Here is a 16,834-nt window from a genome sequence, read left to right as displayed (position 1 = left end):
CCTGCGGGGTCTCCCCTCCCCGTACTCCCGCAGGAGTCTGCGTGCCTTCCGCGCAAATCAACAGAGCTGTAAAATCAATAATACACTGCTCTTAACACAACCAAACAATAAAAAATTAAGTGGTGAAATCTATGTTTAAACCAAGAGTATCTACCCAAAGTGAATATGAATTTGTTTCTATTGATGAATTGGTTCCTGACAATCACCTTCTTCGTTTAATCGATAAATATATTGATCTTTCATTCCTTTTTGAAAAGGTACGTCCTTATTATAGTGATGATAACGGACGCCCTTCCAATCCCACTATTCTATTTAAAATGATGTTTATTGGTTATATTTATGGCATCCGATCCGAGCGACAATTACAAAGAGAAATTGAAACCTACAGAACAACAAACCGTGAGTGTTATAAAGAATATAAAACTGATTCGAAGAAATGTGAAAACTGCCCACTTCTTTCCCAATGTACACGCTCCAAAAATATTTTCCTTGTGCTCTTGCCAAACATGACGTGTCACTATTTTTACCTTGGTAAGGGAAAATCGCTTATCTAAATCTGGAAAAATGCTTTATAAATTTAGAAAGGAAAAAATTTAGCGAAGCTTCGCAGACTCAAAAGAGCTGCACGGGCTTCGCTATTGCCGGTTACGGGGATTGAAGAAAGCGAGCGAACAAACAGGCTCTCCTTACGGCAGCCTGCCAAAATATGAAAAAGATTCCAACACAATTAGCAAGGCTAGAAAAAGTGAGTTGCAATTCTTTAGGTTGATTACCTCCCTGTTTATTTCCGCGGAAGGCACGCAGACTCCTGCGGGAGGACGGGGCTGGGGAGACCCCGCAGGCGCTAGCGCCGAGGAGGCTCCCCGGACCGCCCGCGGAAAGCGAAGTGCCTAGAGCGGAAATCAACAGGCCCATTAGCAGGTACAATGAATAATTAAATGCTGAGAATAAAAAATTGCCGAGAAAAATACCCTTTCTCGACAATCTGAGAGGGAAACCATCAAGTAGTTTCCCTCTTTTCATTATTTGTTTTTAGAAATCAGGTGCATACTACCATTTTTTAAAGCATAAAGTTTTTGGGGTAAGGATGAAACTTTATTGTCCCCCATTCGTAAAAATGGTTGGAATGATTTTATAAAAGTGAGGTTGATACCAATGTTTGGAAAAGTAGCAGCGGATATTTTGGGATTAAGTGATGTGGGTTCTGTCATTAAGCCGGAAAATTACGATAAGGTGGACGCAGATGATTATGTCATGCATGAAGACAATGAGAAAATTTATTTTCTCATCAAATCAAAGTCTGATGAATACTGTTTTACAAACAACGCCCTTATCCATTTAGATGGGACAAGTGCAACCAGCAAAAAGCGAATGCTCCATCGCTATAGTTATGCAACGAATAGAATTTCAGAGGTAAAACTCGAAACGGCCGGAACCGTTGACCTTGATGTAGAAATAAAATTTAAAATCGGCTCAGTTCCTTTCTCCATCGACGTTCATAAGAAACATATTGAAGAAGTTAAGGATTTATATAAAGCCTTAATCAAAATTTCAGAAATCTCACATGAAAATGAAATTTCGCTTCAGTTTGCTAAACAAAGCCTTGATGTCGCTTCCACTACTCTCGGTCGTGTGACAAGTCCAGACAGCAACTTGGTTGTTCAATTCAAAATGCTTAATCAGGCAGCCTTTCAGTGGTTAGAAGACAGCAAAAAACAATATATAGTAAAAGATTTCGGCTATGTGTTTGAAAAGTATATTAATAACTAATAAACTAAGTAGGCGCATGAAAAATTATCATGCGCCTACTTTTTTATCTATAATCTATTAATACATCCTCCAATGGTAAACGTGTTGTATTGAAAGCAGGTGCTGCCGCCTTCCCTAGGGAAATCAACACAATTGGGAAAAGACGATCGGAGACATTGAACATTTTTGCGAATTTATCTTTATCAAAGCCACCCATTGGAACGGTGTCATACCCTCTGTCTTTTGCAATTAACATCAACTGCATCGACACTAAACCAGCATCAAATGAGGCAATATTTTTCAAGACTTCTTCTGGAGCAAATGGGTATGTTTTATTTGTACCTTCTATTAATCGATTCATATTAGCTTCGTCCATCAAACCAGCCTCGTATGCACTTCGATAGACTGTTTCAACACTTTTATACATTTCCTTATCGCCTAATACTGCAATAACGGCAGACGCTGTTTCTACTTGCTCTTGATTGTTGGCGATTGCTCTTAGTTCCTTTTTCGCCTTCTGATCTTGAATTACAATAAAACGCCATGGTTGAAGATTACTAGAGGATGGTGCTTGTGTCGCTTCTTTTAGCATATCTTTAATTTCTTCTTGAGAAATATTGTATGTTGAATCATATTTTCTGACAGAGTGACGTTCTTTTATCACTTCAGATAAACTTTTTATTAATGTGGTTTGCATGAGAGATTTCCCCCTGTGAATTTTTAACTTACTAAAAGTAAGTTCTGATTCATCTTACTATTAGTAAGTACATATCGTCAAGTAATTCAAATATGTTATTATACAGTTAGAATAGTAAAAAAGAGGGATTTTATATGAGTGAACCTAACCACCAAGATTGTATGACTCATTCTGCAGAGGAAATTAAACATATATGTACTAACTTTCATAAGGCAATCGAATTTATTGGCAAACGTTGGATGGGTTCTGTTATTTATACACTTATGGAAGGACCGAAGCGGTACCATGAAATAATATCATCTATTCCAGGAATATCTGATCGTCTCTTAACCGAACGCTTACGTGATTTAGAAAATGAGGGATTGATTGTCAAAAACGTCATTACTACCTCACCAAAAAAAGTGGAATATGAATTGACTCCAACTGGTAAAGAACTAGATGAGGTTATTCATGTGCTAATGAAATGGGTAAAAAAACGTGGGAAATCCCTGTGATGCTCGATAACTATCTTACACAAAAAAGGCTTGCTCTATTGTATAGAAGCAAACCTTTTTTGTTTTTATGGACTTGGCCGATGAAACAGCCCCATGACTTCAATTGTTTCGGTAATATTGACAAATGCTGATGGATCAATTTCTGAAATTAAGTTTTTAACTTCATTAAGTTCGTACCTAGAAATTACCGTTATCATTACGTTTCTTTGATGATTTGAGTAGCCGCCAACACCATCCATAATCGTCAGGCCTCGGTACAAGTTTGTAAGCAAATGACCTCTCATTTCTTCGCCCTTATCTGTAATGATCATTAAAGTTAATTTAGCATGATCTGTATAAATTGCATCCACCACTTTACCTGTAACAAAAATGGAAACCAAGGTATAAAGAGCAGAATCCCAATCAAATAAAAATCCACTGATCAAGATGACGACTGCATTCATGCCTGAAAGTAAAACACCAATCGGAAAATCCCTTTTTCTCGCCACAATCATGCCAATAATATCAAATCCCCCGGTCGATCCAGAACAGCGAAAAACTATTCCGACACCTAACCCGGTTAAAGCACCTCCGAAAATAGAAGAGAGAATCCTATCATCGGCAATGGCATGAACGGGAATTAAATAAAGGCCGATTGAGATCATTATTACAGAAAAGATGGAATTCACGATAAATCTTTTACCTAACATTTTATAACCAATAATCAATAACGGAAAATTCAGCAGGAAATTTGCCACCCCTGTATTAACAGGCGAGATCATCCCTAAAATCATAGAAATTCCGCTCAATCCACTGCTTAACACTTCATGAGGGATTAAGAAAAGGTTAAAGGCAACCACAACAATTAGAGATCCCGAAATCATTCCAACAATCTGCATGGTAAAAATCCTCCTATGAAAAACAGGCAATTAATCCTATTTAAAAATAATACCTATTCTCTCTTTTAAAGTAAATTAAATAATTTATTAAAAAGAAACTCAATTATCTGTCTATTCTAATTGATTGAATAAAGACTTCTTATTTCTGGAATAATATATTATTGACAATTCTAAAATAATATTTATACTTTAGTAATATATTAACTATATATGATAAATCCTCATCAAAACCGATGAGGTAGAGGTCGCGGTTTTTATCAGTAAAGCGGACGAGATGAGAGAGACATCCCTGACTCCGTTTGAAAGGAAAAGCTGCCGAAGTGTGCTTTCATCTCTGAAAAAGCATGCTGGGGCTGTCTCCAAATAGGAACAGAACTGTCACGCTTAAACCTACCAGCTAAGCGTGTTGAGCTATCTTTCGGAAGGTATGATGCGGGGTATTTACAATGCCATCGATACTTCTTCGATGGCATTTTTTTATTCCAAACTCCTTCTCGAAAAAATTAGAAAAAGAGGAGTCAAGACAATGCAAACAGCAAGAGTATTAAAAGAGAGCGAATATACTAGTGACTTAACAATACAACAGGATCCAACGGAATTAAAACGAAGTTTAAAATCCCGTCACCTCACAATGATTTCCCTTGGCGGGACGATTGGCACTGGACTTTTTCTAGCTAGCGGCGCCGCTATCCATAGTGCGGGACCCGGCGGGGCAATTCTTTCCTACCTTGTAATTGGTATTATGGTTTACTTTTTGATGCAGGGCTTAGCAGAAATGGGTGCCTATATGCCAGTTGCCGGAAGCTTTAGTACGTACGCAACCAAATTTGTCGATCCTTCCCTTGGTTTTGCTCTAGGCTGGAACTATTGGTATAACTGGGCGATTACGATTGCTGCCGAATTAGCTGCTGTAACAATGATTATGAAATTCTGGTTTCCACATACGCCTTCATTCATTTGGAGCGGCATCTTTTTAGTCATCATGTTTCTATTAAACTATCTTTCTGTTAAAGGATTCGGAGAAGCAGAATATTGGTTTTCCTTAATTAAAGTGGTTACAGTTATTATTTTTGTCGTTACTGGTACTTTAATGATCTTCGGCATCATGGGTAATGAAGCAATCGGCTTCAAAAACTTCACTGTTGGTGATGCTCCATTCCACGGCGGCTTTATGTCCATGCTGGGAATCTTTATGGCTGCAGGCTTCTCCTTCCAAGGAACAGAGCTTTTAGGTGTTGCTGCTGGTGAAACGGAGGACCCAAAGAAAGCTATTCCTCGTGCAGTGAAACAAGTTTTCTGGCGTATTTTATTATTCTATGTATTGGCTATACTAGTAATCGGACTGCTTATTCCATATACAAACGGGAATTTAGCAAATGGGGATATAACCGTTAGTCCATTTACGCTGGTTTTTCAAAAGGCAGGCATCGCTTTCGCCGCTTCAATCATGAATGCTGTTATTCTTACTGCTGTATTATCGGCAGGAAATTCAGGAATGTATGCATCCACTCGGATGCTTTGGGATTTGGCCCGTCAAGGCAAAGCACCTAAATTCCTTGGTAAATTAAACAAAAAAGGTGTTCCAGTCAATGCCTTAATTGCAACAACCTTAGTGGGAACACTCGCATTTCTTGCTTCCTTCTTTGGGGATGGAACGGTTTATGTATGGTTGTTAAACGCTTCTGGTATGTCCGGCTTTATCGCATGGCTCGGGATTGCGGTATGTCATTATCGATTCCGTAAAGCATTTGTCGCCCAAGGTAAGGACCTTAGCTTGTTACCATATAAATCAAAATTCTTCCCTTTTGGTCCGCTCTTCGCGTTTGCCGTTTGTGGGTTTGTTGTCTTAGGACAAAATTATTCAGCATTCACGGGTGACCAAATCGATTGGAATGGTGTTTTTGTTTCATATATCGGACTGCCATTATTCCTTATTGTATGGCTAGGATATAAATTCGCAAAGAAAACTAAGGTTATACCTTTAGAAAAGTGTGATTTAAGAAATTAGTTTGTTTAGAAAAAAGCACGCGAAAATTTCCGCGTGCTTTTTTTAATCCAATAAAAAAACAGACTCAATTGAAGAGCCTGTTTTTAAGTATTACGCTTTCTTTTCCTCAGATGACCAAATGTATAAGTCTTCAATAGAGCAATTTAATTCTCTTGAAATTGTCATCGCAGTATTTAGGTTCATCACTTTTTTGGACAAGTAGTCGTTGAGCTGAGTTTGAGGAATACTTGTATTCCGTTCCAAACTTTCCAGGTCCATGCCGTTTTTTGATAATAAATCTTTGAGGTTACTTTTTTTTGCTTTATAATTTGTCAAAATGACACCTCACTTTTTTAAAAGCATAACACATTAAGTTCGTAATTGAAAGGAAGAAGGGTTTCCCCCTTTCCATCTTGGCTTATGTTATACTTAATTAGGAATAGGTAAAGGAGTGTGAAACATGAAAAGCTCAAACAATCTGTACAAAAACGGACAGTCAGTTAACATTAAAGAAACTGGCGAGGTCGTCACAATTTTAAAATCACAATATGTTAAAAACATGAAAAGATATTCTTATATCGTTAAGGAACATCCAGAAACATTCTTTTTTGAAGAGGAATTAAAGGTTCTTTAATAAATAAAAAGGAGAAGGCCGATTCTGTGAATCAGCTTTCTCCTTTTTAAATTTGTTTTAAAACTCGGCATTTCCAGTTGTTCTCGGAAATGGAATGACATCTCTAATATTAGTCATTCCAGTTAAGTACATAATTAAACGCTCAAAACCAATACCATAACCAGAATGTTTCGTACCACCATATTTTCTTAATTCAAGGTACCACCAATAATCTTCTTCATTCATACCAAGCTCATTAATTTTCCCAGCCAAAATTTCTTCGCGTTCTTCACGCTGGCTGCCGCCAATCAATTCACCAATTCCTGGGACAAGTAAATCAGTTGCCGCTACTGTTTTGTTGTCTTCATTTAATCTCATATAGAAGGCTTTAATTTCTTTTGGATAGTCTGTTACAAATACTGGGCGTTTGAATACTGTTTCACTTAAATAACGTTCATGCTCCGTTTGCAGGTCAAGCCCCCACTCTACCGGATAGGCAAAAGTTTCTCCGGACTCCCTTAATATATCAATGGCTTCGGTATATGTCACACGGCCAAAGTCTGCTGTGTAGGCATTATTTAGACGATCCAATAACCCCTTTTCGATAAAGCTGTTAAAGAAATTCATTTCTTCAGGGGCTTGTTCTAGGACATAGCCTATCACAAATTTCACCATTTCTTCAGCCAAGTCCATGATATCTGGAAGCTCAGCAAAGGCAAGTTCCGGTTCTACCATCCAAAATTCCGCTGCATGTCGTGCAGTGTTAGAGTTCTCTGCTCTAAACGTTGGGCCGAAGGTATAGACATTACGGAAAGCCAAGGCAAACGCCTCAGCCGAAAGCTGTCCGCTCACAGTCAAATTAGTTTCCTTGTTAAAGAAATCCTTGGTTAAATCTGTTTTGCCTTCTTCATTTTTTGGAGGATTGTCCATATCTAGTGTTGTCACTCGGAACATTTCTCCTGCACCTTCTGTATCACTGCCGGTAATAATTGGTGAGTGAACATAGACAAAACCTTTATCTTGGAAGAATTTATGCAATGCATAGGAAGCAAGTGATCTCACACGAAAAACAGCTGAAAACGTATTGGTTCTTGGTCTTAAATGGGAAATAGTTCTCAAATATTCAAACGAATGCTTTTTCTTTTGTAAGGGATAATCTACATTTGACGAACCTTCAATCACGATATTAGTTGCTTTAATTTCAAAGGGCTGCTTCGCTTGAGGAGTATAAATAAAGTCTCCTTCAATCCTAATGGATGAACTAATTGGTAACTTTGCAATATCCTTGAAGTTCTCTAATTGCTCATCAAATACAATCTGCACCCCTTTAAAAAAGCTGCCATCATTTAATTCAATGAACCCAAAAGTTTTAGAGTCGCGAATCGTGCGAATCCATCCAGATAACTGGACTTTTTGTTCAATATAGCTTTCCGTATTTCTGTACAAATCCTTGATTAAGGCCTGTTTCATTGGTTTTCCTCCTAAATCTTATGTAAAAAAGTAAAAAACCTTCCATCCCTTTTGGGACGAAAGGTAAAATTCCACCGTACGATCATCGTATTTCTTTTATCCCTTCAATATTATATAAAATACCATATCAAATAAGCAATTTTCAACAAAATTTCCGGTATGAAAGAGATTTATTTTAGTTTTTTGTAGATTCTTTTGAAAACGTGTTATTTTGAGCACAAATATGGTCAGAGAGCCATTCTTGACGGTCAAGTAAGGCTGCTTTGCAATTGGTAAATAGATGATCGGTATCATACCAGATGATTTTTTTGGGAGAGCTTGCAGCAGAATAAAAAGTGGCAGCATGGCCACGTTCGATAAATTCGTCATTTTTGGCGAATTGGAAGAGAATTGATGCCGGCGCAGCATTTTTTACATAGTGGATGGCATCTACTTTTTTAAGACTTGAAATAAAATATTCAAATCTTTCAGGCGGTAAAAAGCTGCGAATGATGGCTGCGATTGGATGTTCACTAGTCAGTTGCCACTCTGAAGCCTCCCCATACCCTGATATTAAGACAAACGTTTTAATGAGCGAATCAATTCCTGAAATTATCCCGCCACAAGCTGCTCCAAAACCGTGGCCAACAAAAGCAATCCGGGCTTCATCCACAATCGTAAGATTACTAAGTAGTGTGACTCCCATCCTAATATCCATTACAGTATGAATGTATTCTTGAATATCCGCTAAGGCTTCAATTTTTTTTGTGAATTTTTTCCTATCAAGATCATCCGTTTGACTATTCCTACCGAAAAACGGTGCTTCAATTAGGAGGGAAATATAACCTTTTGTTGCAAGCAATTTTGCTTCATGATAAAATGTTTTTCTATTTCCTTGACTAGGATGCATATAAATGACAGCAGGAAATGGTCCTCCCTTGTTAGGAATAAAAAGAAGGGCAGGCATCCTTCTATTGAAAAGGCTTTCATAATTAACATCATAAATAGAATAACCTTCTTTTGAAATAGATGAAATCACCTCAAATCCTGCTCGTGTTTCTACATCGTAATCAAACATTCTTTACCGCCCCCGCGAAGATTCTTTTTTACTAACTTATTTGAATTTTCAGATTAATAGAACGAATAAATCCATAAATCTCTTATCCGTACAATGTCCCTTAAGTTTTTTAAAATTTTCAGAATAATAGCAGGAAAAACGTTGCTTATCGTCGAAATAGTAAAAAAATGTTTATACTTGATTTAAGAGGAGTGTTTGATGTGGACAAGATCACATGTATTGCCTACCTTTTATACAAGTCATCTAAGAATCAAGACATTAGAGAAAAAGCTATCCAATTATTGAATGGAGATGTATCCATTCGTGATTTAAAAAGAAATATATCTATTCAAGCCAATCTGGTCATCGCTGAATCGTTCCTGAAAAAGAATAAAATCGATAAAGATCAAGTTCAGCAATTTGCTGAGCAATTTATGTATCAAGAAATTTAAGGTATCCATTTTGGATTATTATCCAATTTGTTTTTCATAACAAAAAATACCAGTTCCATTTTGTGATGTTGAAGTACTATAATAGATAAATCCTAATGATTCCCAAAAGCGTTGAGCCTTTTTATTTTCTTTTAAGACACCAATTCTAACACACTTCTTTCCTCGTTTAAGCATCTCATGTTCATATACTGCAAAAGCTTGTGCACCGAAACCATAACCTTGATAATCACTATGAAGCAGTAAAAGACCAAGCCAGGGGTAATGATCCTTCGGATTTTCTAATAAGTAGTCAATTATTCCAATATAGGTGTCATCAAGCTTTATAAATGCACTGTTAGTATTAGGATTTAAGAATTCTTCTTCCATGTCAGCTAGTGTTCTTGCCTCTTTGCCATTTTCAAAAATATTATATTCTGGATTCGAGTTTATCATTTCGAGTGCAATAAACAATGTTGCTTTTGTTACCTCTTCAAAATGCATTGAATTTGTTTACCTCCCTTTTGTTTTTATAAAACAATTATATCAAAACTGAAAGTTTTAGTAACATTTGTCGAAAAAATATCGTCATAATTATTTAAATAACTTAATACACTGAATCGTTGTGTAATTTATGACTACACTTTTTACTAATAATTTAAACATAGAAAAGGAGATTCAATTATGGTACAAGTAGAAGTAACAGTAACTTTCGAAGGAAAAAGCTATTTAACAAATGTCATTGCTAATCGGGAAACATCCGATGATGAAATATTCCAACTTGCTTTAGAACAAGTTCAAAAACAATGGAAAAAATAATATAGCAAAAAACAGCGGAAATAGATTCAGCTGTTTTTTAATTTTTTCTAGTTAGTTTATGAATTTGGCGCAAATGCATAGTACTTTTAACATAGCCTAAACTTAGAGAAGCTGTGTGCTCAGGTCATCGAGACATACAGCTTCTTTTTCATTAGCATTTACTTGGTTTTACAAGTGTGTAGGTATCTTTAGGAGCAGCCTCCATTAGCGGGCTAATCCCAGATGTTGCGATCATGTGAAGTTCATGCATGGCCCTTGTACAGACGGTATAAAATAATTTGCGTTCACTTTCTTTTTTATATTGAGAACAATCGTATAAAATAACGGCATCAAATTCAATTCCTTTCGCAAGATAGGAGGGAATAACGAGAATTCCTTTCTCATACGAAATCGTTCCTTTTTCAATGAGATGGAGCGATACCTCGTTCTTGAGCGCTTCAAAGGCCCTCTTGCTCTCATCGGCTGTCCTGCAGATTACAGCAATGGTTCGATGGCCATCATTTTGAAAATCTTTAATTGTTTTGATTATTGATCGCGTAATTTCATCGGGTTCTATTTCAGTAACTAACGGCTTCCTGCCCGTGCGGTTAAAGGGTTCAATATTTTCTCCACCCTCAATCAACGCACTGGTAAAGTTAACAATCTCTTTTGTCGATCGATAGGTTTTTGTAAGGACAAACGATTCGATTGTCTCACCCGAGATATTTAGGTCAGATAAAACCGTTTCCGCGCCAGTGGCCCCAGAAAATATCGCTTGATTAAAATCACCGAGTAAAGTCATTTTGCTAAAAGGAAATAGCTTTTGTATAAAAGCAAACTGGAAGGGTGAGTAATCCTGTGCTTCATCAATAAAAATATGACGAATAGTAGATTTGGACTTACGACCTTCAATTAAATCCTGGAGATAAACATATGGTGTGGCATCTTCATAGGGAATATCCATATCCTTTAATTTCTTCACTGTCTTCCTGCAAATTTGGTCCCAATCAACAGGTAAGCGTTCATTCATATTTTCAGCTTGCTTAAAAAGTTGGTGATAAATTTTTGGAGAATCAATAAACCGCAAACTTTTTACTCTCGCAAATAATGGCCTGAATTTTTCTTTTACGACCATTTCAGCAAGGAGTTTTTGCTCCTGCTCAAAATCATCAAATGTATTTTCCGAAAATTGATTTTTTTCCTGAAGTTTTTTGAAGGCCTCCATAAAGGCTTCTTTATCGAGAAATTGGACTTCTTCCTCCACCCAGCTTCTCGAACGCTCTTGTCTAACCTTCCGCTTTAAATCTCTTAAAAGCCATTCCTTTACAAGCTGCATGCGGTTGGGTATGCTAATGCTTTCTTCTAGTGAATAAAAATAATCATGGATCTCCTTTTTAGAAATCAATACATCTCCTCTAAATATTAAATCCCTAAAAATTAGACCCCTTTTCGTTAATCCATGCGCATATCGATCAATGATATTTTTATATTCAAGACTTGCTTTAAAACGAATTCCTTCAACTCTAAGTTTATATTCCTTTTCATCATCATTTTCACTTAACAAATATTCCATTTGCGTAAAGGCGTCTTCCACATTAAATTCTTTACCTAATCGAGAATGTAAATATTCCTGAAAGGTGGATTGCTGCATATTTTCTTCACCTAACTCTGGTAAAACCGTTGCTACATAGCTATTAAACAAAGGGTTAGGTGAAAAAAGCATAATATTTTCTGAATTCAATGTCCCTCGATAACGGTAGAGCAAGTAAGCAACCCGTTGCAGGGCAGCAGAAGTTTTTCCACTTCCTGCTACACCTTGGACGATCATAATTTTCGCCCGCTCATTGCGAATAATTTCATTTTGCTCTCTTTGAATAGTAGCAACAATGCTTTTCATTTGCGTACTCGCGTTGTTTCCAAGAACCTCCTGAAGCATTTCATCTCCGATAGTTACCCCTGTATCAAACATCCCTTTAATTTCTGAAGCCCTAATAATAAATTGACGTTTTAAGTTCATTTCCCCTTCAATCATTCCTTCAGGGGTACTATATATGGCAGGACCAGGTGAATAATCATAATAAAGGCTAGATATAGGGGCACGCCAGTCATAAATCAAAAAATTTTCATCCTGTTCATCCATTAACGATGCAATTCCTAGGTATACCCGGTCCTCTGCTTCTTCCCCGTTTTCTAAAAAATCAATCCGTCCAAAGTATGGGGAATACTTTAACCTTGATAGTGTATTGAGATGTTTATCCAAATGTCTATGGGTCCGCTCACGTTCTGAGAGCAGTTCGGCCTGTTGTTTGATACTCGCTGCTGTTTCTATCATATCATCAGGTTCATCCATATTGACGGTTACATCTTCCCAAAATTCTTTACGTATCTCGAGAACATCAGAACTTACCTTTCCAGCATTTAGCTTTAATTTATTTATCTTTTTTTCGATTTCATTTACAACCGTTGTCACTCTTCTTTGTTCCATTTTGAGGCCTTTGCTCTGTAAATCGCTCATCAAACCACTCCCCAGATAATTGTTTTGGTCATTTGTTGACAATCGAATAAAATTGTGTTAATGTTATAATAGATAGTTTTTAAGTAATTACAATAATAAATATTTATGCCAAATATCATCATATCATGCTCCTCCTACATTTTCAAGGAGATTTTTCTATGCCATTAACAAACGCCTTCAGGGGCGTTTTTTTTATTGTCCTATCTAAGTTTTGTAATCCTCAATTTTCTTCCTATCCTTCTTCCTGTGATCCGTAAACTTAAATATATTCTCTTTGAATTATTTAATTCGTCCAATCCTAAATACTTATATAGATAGTATTGGAAAAAATTCAAAAAAAATTTATAAAATCTAATTGACAATATGTTTGGCCACAACATATAATTTGTCTTGAATTAAGTTATTTTTATTTCGAGATAAATGGAGGAGAAATAAAATGACAAAAACTAAATGGGCTCTTGATGCATCACACAGCAGTGTAGATTTTTCTGTTCGTCACATGATGATCGCAAACGTGAAAGGTACTTTCAACAAGTTTGACGCAACGATTGATGCAGATCCAACCGATTTAACAACTGCAAGCATTGAATTTTCAGTTGATACTGCAAGTGTAGACACCCGAAATCAAGACCGTGATGGACACTTGGTTTCTGCAGATTTCTTTGATGCAGCTAATCACCCAACTATGACTTTCCGCTCTACTAAAATTGAAAAAACAGATGACGGCGAATACAATGTTACTGGTGATTTAACACTACGTGGTGTATCAAAGCCTGAAACATTTGCAGTTACTTTCGAAGGTCAAGGAAAAGATCCATGGGGAAATGAAAAGGTTGGATTTAGTGCAGAGGGTACGATCAATCGTTCTGAGTATGGCCTAGTTTGGAATGCGGCACTTGAAACTGGCGGCGTTCTTGTTGCTGACAAGGTAAAAATCAACTTACAAATTCAAGCAGCCAAAGCTGAGTAATTAAGATTAATCAAACACATTAAGTCATTTCAGGCGTGAATTCACATCGAATTCACGCCTTTTTTTAATAGAATACACCCATTTTAAATTAAAAGATTAGTCCAACCGGCTATTTTCATATATGATATAACCTTTTAAAAATTAAAATCGCTGTCGATAAAATAATTCAAAAGGACTACAACTTATCTGAATTAACAGAAAATTAAGGAAATAATCCTATTGTTTTATTTCAATTTTCGAAATATTATTTACTAGCAACCAAAAAAATTAGGGGGAGTTTTATGAAGAAACTATTAAAAACAGGTCTATCCACCGCAATAATTGCTGGTACATTGTTTGCCGGTTTTCCTGGCAACTATGCTAGTACATCGGGTGGAGTTCTAGCAAAAGGTCCAACCACTAATTCGCATTCTTATAGTTCACTAGACCTATCGGTGGTAAATGAAGATAAATTGATAGATTTGTTAATTAGAGAAGGTCTAATCTCTAAGAATGCCTCTCAAGCAGAGAAACAAGAAGCATTACACAAATACCTAGTACAAAAAGGTAAAGAGGATAAGATAAAAACGAATGACCCAATAGCGGCAAAAGTTAAAAAAGGCGATGCAAAAAAGCAAAAGAAGTTCAAGGAATATAATAACGGAATGATGAAAGGAAACGGTAACAAAAACGGACAAAACGTAAAAGAAGGAAAGTCACCTGGAATCATCAATCAAGGAAAATTATTAACGCTTGTAGTAGAATACTCCGATTTTGAACACAATCAAATTCAACCAAATCTAACAGATAACTATTACCGGGATTATACGATTAAGCACTTTGAAGAAATGATTTTTGGTGCTAACGGAGTAACTGGTCCAAATGGTGAAAACTTCATTTCTCAAAAGCAATACTATGAGCAGCAATCTGGTGGGACGTATACGATAAATGGGAAAGCCTACGGATGGTTAAAAGTTCCTGGTACTGCGGCGTTTTATGGTGCAGACAAAGGCACAGGCCATGATAATGTGGAACCAGGTGGTGCAGCACAATTAGTAAAGGACACATATCAATCTGCTATCGGTGCTGGAATACCTTTACAAGATTATGACTTAGAAGATCCACATGATTTAGATGATGATGGTAACTTCTGGGAGCCCGATGGATTGGTTGACCACCTCCAAATTATTCACGCTGGAATGGGACAAGAAGCTGGTGGTGGGTCACTTGGTAATAATGCAATTTGGTCACATCGCTCTGCAGTTTTCTATGATCCAGATAGTCTTGGAGCAGGCTTGCCAGGATTCTATGATTATACTGTGATGCCTGAAGATGGCGCTACCGGTGTATTCGCTCACGAATATGGTCATGATTTAGGCCTTCCTGATGAATATGATACAGCCTATTCAGGTTTAGATGAGCCTAATCAATATTGGTCGATTATGTCAAGCGGTTCATGGGCCGGGAAAGTTCCTGGCGCAGAACCAACAGGCTTCTCCCCTTATGCAAAGCAGTATTTCCAAGCAACACTTGGAGGAAAATGGACAGATCCAACAGTAGTTAATCTAGAGGATGTTACTTCAAAAGGAAAGCAGTTCTTACTAGATCAAGCAAATTCACCACTTGGAAAGAATAATCAAGCAATTCGAGTAAATCTGCCACAAAAGGTAAAGCACGTATTAGATCCGTTTGCTGGCAAATACTCTTTCTGGGGCGGCACTGGAGATGAGTCTGACAATAACATGGTAACTTCAGTTGATTTAACTGGTAAAAGTTCTGCTACTCTGGATTTTGACGCTTTATACAAGATTGAAGATGAATGGGACTACGCTTTCGTACAAGTTTCTGAAGATAACGGTACTAATTGGCACTCACTTTCAAATGCGAACACAACTTCTCGTGTAGTATCAGGTGTTTACCCAACAATTCCTGCGAATCTTCCAGGTTTCACTGGGGACTCAAATGGTTGGTCAAGACAATCTTTTGATTTATCAGCATATGCAGGCAAGAAGATTCAAATAAAGTTCCGCTACATTACTGACTGGGGATATAACGACACTGGTTTCTTCGTTGATAACGTAAAGGTTACGGCTGACGGTTCAAGCATTTTTAATGAGGACGGAGAAGGATCAACTTCTGCCTTCACTCATAACGGATTCAACAAGTTCGATGGCAATGTTTATGCTGACCACTATTACTTACTTGAGTGGCGTAACCATCAAGGGGTTGACCAAGGTCTTGCTCACATTAAACGCGGAAGCTCATTAATGAGCTATGATGGAGGTTTGGTTGTATGGTACGTAGATAATAGCTATACAGATAACTGGACAGGTACTCACCCTGGAAATGGCTTCCTTGGTGTTGTCGATTCCCATCTAGACAAGGACTTAAGATGGCTCCTTGCTAATGGACAAACTGCAAAAGCAAGTACTCGTTTCCAAATTGCTGATGCGGCATTTGGTTTAAATCCTACTTCTGAATTAAATATTACTTATCCTGGTATTCAGACATTGAATGTTCCAAGTCAAGCACCTGTATCAATATTTGATGACAGCAAGTCGTACTTAAATGAATTCTTACCTGATGCAGGTCGAGATATCCCACACTATGGACTTAAAGTTCGTGTAAACGGACAATCCAAAGACAAATCTGTTGGCTCAATCGTAATCTATAAGTAATTAAATGAGTCCCACCTTCTTTTTTAGAAGGTGGGACTTTTTTAGGGACGAATAATCACTCTAGTCCCATTTGGTACCATATCCGCCAGCTGCAAAACATCCCGATTATACATTCTCACACAGCCATGGGAAACGGCTTTTCCAATCGAACTTGGGTCATTTGTGCCGTGAATCCCGTAACCTTGTTTGGAAAGTGAAAGCCACAACACTCCAAATGGTCCCCCTGGATTATACTGCCGATTTACAATCACAAAATCACCTGTTGGAGTATTCGTCAGCATCCTCCCTACCGCGATTGGAAAAATTTTTACTAGCCTTCCATTGTTATATAATGTAAGTCTTCGTTTTCCGACAGAGATTTGAATGGAAAAGGGAATAGTAGTGGGTTCTGGCAGACCTGGAATTTGGATTTTTTGGCCTACATGTAATTGCCCGACCCCAGGATTTGCTGCGTGAAGTCTACGGAGACTTACGCGATAATTAGCAGAGATAATCCCCAGCGTTTCGCCAGGCTTAACTATATGAATCATACGATCCCACCT

At 37.3% G+C, this 16,834-nt stretch carries 17 protein-coding genes, 1 pseudogene and 1 riboswitch; of the genes and pseudogenes, 10 read left to right on the top strand and 8 right to left on the bottom strand.

The features are described from left to right. The first annotated feature begins 131 nt into the window (after positions 1-131). The 3 genes and pseudogenes from J7E66_RS05650 to J7E66_RS05645 all read left to right on the top strand — a co-directional run bounded on the left by J7E66_RS05650 (position 132) and on the right by J7E66_RS05645 (position 1,770). Positions 132-554, top strand: a complete 423-nt coding sequence (locus J7E66_RS05650; RefSeq protein ID WP_374103830.1) for a transposase — start codon at positions 132-134, stop codon at positions 552-554. Between the two features lie 4 nt (positions 555-558). Next, a pseudogene (locus J7E66_RS32770) lies at positions 559-769 on the top strand (transposase); the annotation flags it as partial. A 386-nt stretch (positions 770-1,155) separates the two neighbouring features. Continuing rightward, on the top strand, positions 1,156-1,770 hold the full coding sequence (locus J7E66_RS05645) for a PH domain-containing protein (protein ID WP_214998422.1): 615 nt from the start codon (positions 1,156-1,158) through the stop codon (positions 1,768-1,770). 43 nt (positions 1,771-1,813) lie between these two features. Here the strand turns inward: J7E66_RS05645 and J7E66_RS05640 are convergent, their stop codons facing one another. Next, a complete protein-coding gene (locus tag J7E66_RS05640; RefSeq protein WP_214998421.1) occupies positions 1,814-2,446 on the bottom strand; it encodes a nitroreductase family protein in 633 nt (210 codons plus the stop codon). 134 nt (positions 2,447-2,580) lie between these two features. Between J7E66_RS05640 and J7E66_RS05635 the strand changes: the two genes are divergently transcribed. Next, positions 2,581-2,940 carry a winged helix-turn-helix transcriptional regulator gene (locus J7E66_RS05635; protein WP_251032779.1) on the top strand — a complete coding sequence of 120 codons (360 nt, stop codon included), beginning with the start codon at positions 2,581-2,583 and terminating at the stop codon, positions 2,938-2,940. 65 nt (positions 2,941-3,005) lie between these two features. Here the strand turns inward: J7E66_RS05635 and J7E66_RS05630 are convergent, their stop codons facing one another. Further along, positions 3,006-3,818: a YitT family protein gene (locus J7E66_RS05630; protein ID WP_214998420.1), complete on the bottom strand. Its 813-nt coding sequence runs from the start codon at positions 3,816-3,818 to the stop codon at positions 3,006-3,008. Between the two features lie 231 nt (positions 3,819-4,049). Then, positions 4,050-4,240: riboswitch (Lysine riboswitch) on the top strand. Positions 4,241-4,344: 104 nt separating this feature from the next. Here J7E66_RS05630 and J7E66_RS05625 point away from each other — a divergent pair. Beyond that, positions 4,345-5,826 carry an amino acid permease gene (locus tag J7E66_RS05625; RefSeq protein WP_251032778.1) on the top strand — a complete coding sequence of 494 codons (1,482 nt, stop codon included), beginning with the start codon at positions 4,345-4,347 and terminating at the stop codon, positions 5,824-5,826. Between the two features lie 90 nt (positions 5,827-5,916). Here J7E66_RS05625 and J7E66_RS05620 read toward each other — a convergent pair whose 3' ends face one another. Then, complete coding sequence (locus tag J7E66_RS05620; RefSeq protein ID WP_088088554.1) at positions 5,917-6,141, bottom strand: helix-turn-helix domain-containing protein; 225 nt, start codon at positions 6,139-6,141, stop codon at positions 5,917-5,919. A gap of 124 nt (positions 6,142-6,265) precedes the next feature. Here J7E66_RS05620 and J7E66_RS05615 point away from each other — a divergent pair, with 124 nt between their 5' ends. Then, a complete protein-coding gene (locus tag J7E66_RS05615; protein ID WP_168244701.1) occupies positions 6,266-6,439 on the top strand; it encodes a hypothetical protein in 174 nt (57 codons plus the stop codon). A 57-nt stretch (positions 6,440-6,496) separates the two neighbouring features. Here the strand turns inward: J7E66_RS05615 and asnS are convergent, their stop codons facing one another. Then, on the bottom strand, positions 6,497-7,888 hold the full coding sequence (asnS, locus tag J7E66_RS05610; protein ID WP_214998419.1) for an asparagine--tRNA ligase: 1,392 nt from the start codon (positions 7,886-7,888) through the stop codon (positions 6,497-6,499). 175 nt (positions 7,889-8,063) lie between these two features. Continuing rightward, positions 8,064-8,945, bottom strand: a complete 882-nt coding sequence (locus J7E66_RS05605; RefSeq protein WP_214998418.1) for an alpha/beta hydrolase — start codon at positions 8,943-8,945, stop codon at positions 8,064-8,066. Between the two features lie 200 nt (positions 8,946-9,145). Between J7E66_RS05605 and J7E66_RS05600 the strand changes: the two genes are divergently transcribed. Beyond that, the gene (locus J7E66_RS05600) at positions 9,146-9,376 is read left to right on the top strand and encodes a hypothetical protein (RefSeq protein WP_214998417.1); all 231 of its coding nucleotides are present in this window, start codon (positions 9,146-9,148) and stop codon (positions 9,374-9,376) included. Between the two features lie 18 nt (positions 9,377-9,394). Here J7E66_RS05600 and J7E66_RS05595 read toward each other — a convergent pair whose 3' ends face one another. Next, complete coding sequence (locus J7E66_RS05595) at positions 9,395-9,856, bottom strand: GNAT family N-acetyltransferase (protein WP_214998416.1); 462 nt, start codon at positions 9,854-9,856, stop codon at positions 9,395-9,397. Positions 9,857-10,036: 180 nt separating this feature from the next. Here J7E66_RS05595 and J7E66_RS05590 point away from each other — a divergent pair, with 180 nt between their 5' ends. Continuing rightward, positions 10,037-10,171, top strand: coding sequence for a BA3454 family stress response protein (locus tag J7E66_RS05590; protein ID WP_168244706.1), 135 nt, complete (start codon positions 10,037-10,039; stop codon positions 10,169-10,171). Between the two features lie 151 nt (positions 10,172-10,322). Here the strand turns inward: J7E66_RS05590 and helD are convergent, their stop codons facing one another. Beyond that, positions 10,323-12,665 carry an RNA polymerase recycling motor HelD gene (helD, locus tag J7E66_RS05585; RefSeq protein WP_214998415.1) on the bottom strand — a complete coding sequence of 781 codons (2,343 nt, stop codon included), beginning with the start codon at positions 12,663-12,665 and terminating at the stop codon, positions 10,323-10,325. Positions 12,666-13,101: 436 nt separating this feature from the next. Here helD and J7E66_RS05580 point away from each other — a divergent pair, with 436 nt between their 5' ends. Both J7E66_RS05580 and J7E66_RS05575 read left to right on the top strand, forming a co-directional pair. Continuing rightward, positions 13,102-13,635, top strand: coding sequence for a YceI family protein (locus J7E66_RS05580; protein ID WP_214998414.1), 534 nt, complete (start codon positions 13,102-13,104; stop codon positions 13,633-13,635). Positions 13,636-13,916: 281 nt separating this feature from the next. Continuing rightward, positions 13,917-16,292 carry an immune inhibitor A domain-containing protein gene (locus J7E66_RS05575; RefSeq protein ID WP_214998413.1) on the top strand — a complete coding sequence of 792 codons (2,376 nt, stop codon included), beginning with the start codon at positions 13,917-13,919 and terminating at the stop codon, positions 16,290-16,292. A gap of 41 nt (positions 16,293-16,333) precedes the next feature. Here the strand turns inward: J7E66_RS05575 and J7E66_RS05570 are convergent, their stop codons facing one another. Continuing rightward, positions 16,334-16,822: a L,D-transpeptidase family protein gene (locus tag J7E66_RS05570; RefSeq protein ID WP_214998412.1), complete on the bottom strand. Its 489-nt coding sequence runs from the start codon at positions 16,820-16,822 to the stop codon at positions 16,334-16,336. Positions 16,823-16,834 lie beyond the last annotated feature (12 nt).

This window comes from Bacillus sp. ISL-7 (assembly GCF_018613065.1).
Note: the sequence above shows the minus strand (reverse complement) of the source record. Positions and strands in the feature narration are given on the sequence as shown.

Excerpts from the sequence above, each read along its gene's own strand:
- J7E66_RS05650 (WP_374103830.1), top strand. The coding sequence starts at position 132 with ATGTTTAAACCAAGAGTATCTACCCAAAGTGAATATGAATTTGTTTCT.
- J7E66_RS05645 (WP_214998422.1), top strand. The coding sequence starts at position 1,156 with ATGTTTGGAAAAGTAGCAGCGGATATTTTGGGATTAAGTGATGTGGGT.
- J7E66_RS05640 (WP_214998421.1), bottom strand. The coding sequence starts at position 2,446 with ATGCAAACCACATTAATAAAAAGTTTATCTGAAGTGATAAAAGAACGT.
- J7E66_RS05635 (WP_251032779.1), top strand. The coding sequence starts at position 2,581 with ATGAGTGAACCTAACCACCAAGATTGTATGACTCATTCTGCAGAGGAA.
- J7E66_RS05630 (WP_214998420.1), bottom strand. The coding sequence starts at position 3,818 with ATGCAGATTGTTGGAATGATTTCGGGATCTCTAATTGTTGTGGTTGCC.
- J7E66_RS05625 (WP_251032778.1), top strand. The coding sequence starts at position 4,345 with ATGCAAACAGCAAGAGTATTAAAAGAGAGCGAATATACTAGTGACTTA.
- J7E66_RS05615 (WP_168244701.1), top strand. The coding sequence starts at position 6,266 with ATGAAAAGCTCAAACAATCTGTACAAAAACGGACAGTCAGTTAACATT.
- asnS (WP_214998419.1), bottom strand. The coding sequence starts at position 7,888 with ATGAAACAGGCCTTAATCAAGGATTTGTACAGAAATACGGAAAGCTAT.
- J7E66_RS05605 (WP_214998418.1), bottom strand. The coding sequence starts at position 8,945 with ATGTTTGATTACGATGTAGAAACACGAGCAGGATTTGAGGTGATTTCA.
- J7E66_RS05595 (WP_214998416.1), bottom strand. The coding sequence starts at position 9,856 with ATGCATTTTGAAGAGGTAACAAAAGCAACATTGTTTATTGCACTCGAA.
- J7E66_RS05590 (WP_168244706.1), top strand. The coding sequence starts at position 10,037 with ATGGTACAAGTAGAAGTAACAGTAACTTTCGAAGGAAAAAGCTATTTA.
- helD (WP_214998415.1), bottom strand. The coding sequence starts at position 12,665 with ATGAGCGATTTACAGAGCAAAGGCCTCAAAATGGAACAAAGAAGAGTG.
- J7E66_RS05580 (WP_214998414.1), top strand. The coding sequence starts at position 13,102 with ATGACAAAAACTAAATGGGCTCTTGATGCATCACACAGCAGTGTAGAT.
- J7E66_RS05575 (WP_214998413.1), top strand. The coding sequence starts at position 13,917 with ATGAAGAAACTATTAAAAACAGGTCTATCCACCGCAATAATTGCTGGT.
- J7E66_RS05570 (WP_214998412.1), bottom strand. The coding sequence starts at position 16,822 with ATGATTCATATAGTTAAGCCTGGCGAAACGCTGGGGATTATCTCTGCT.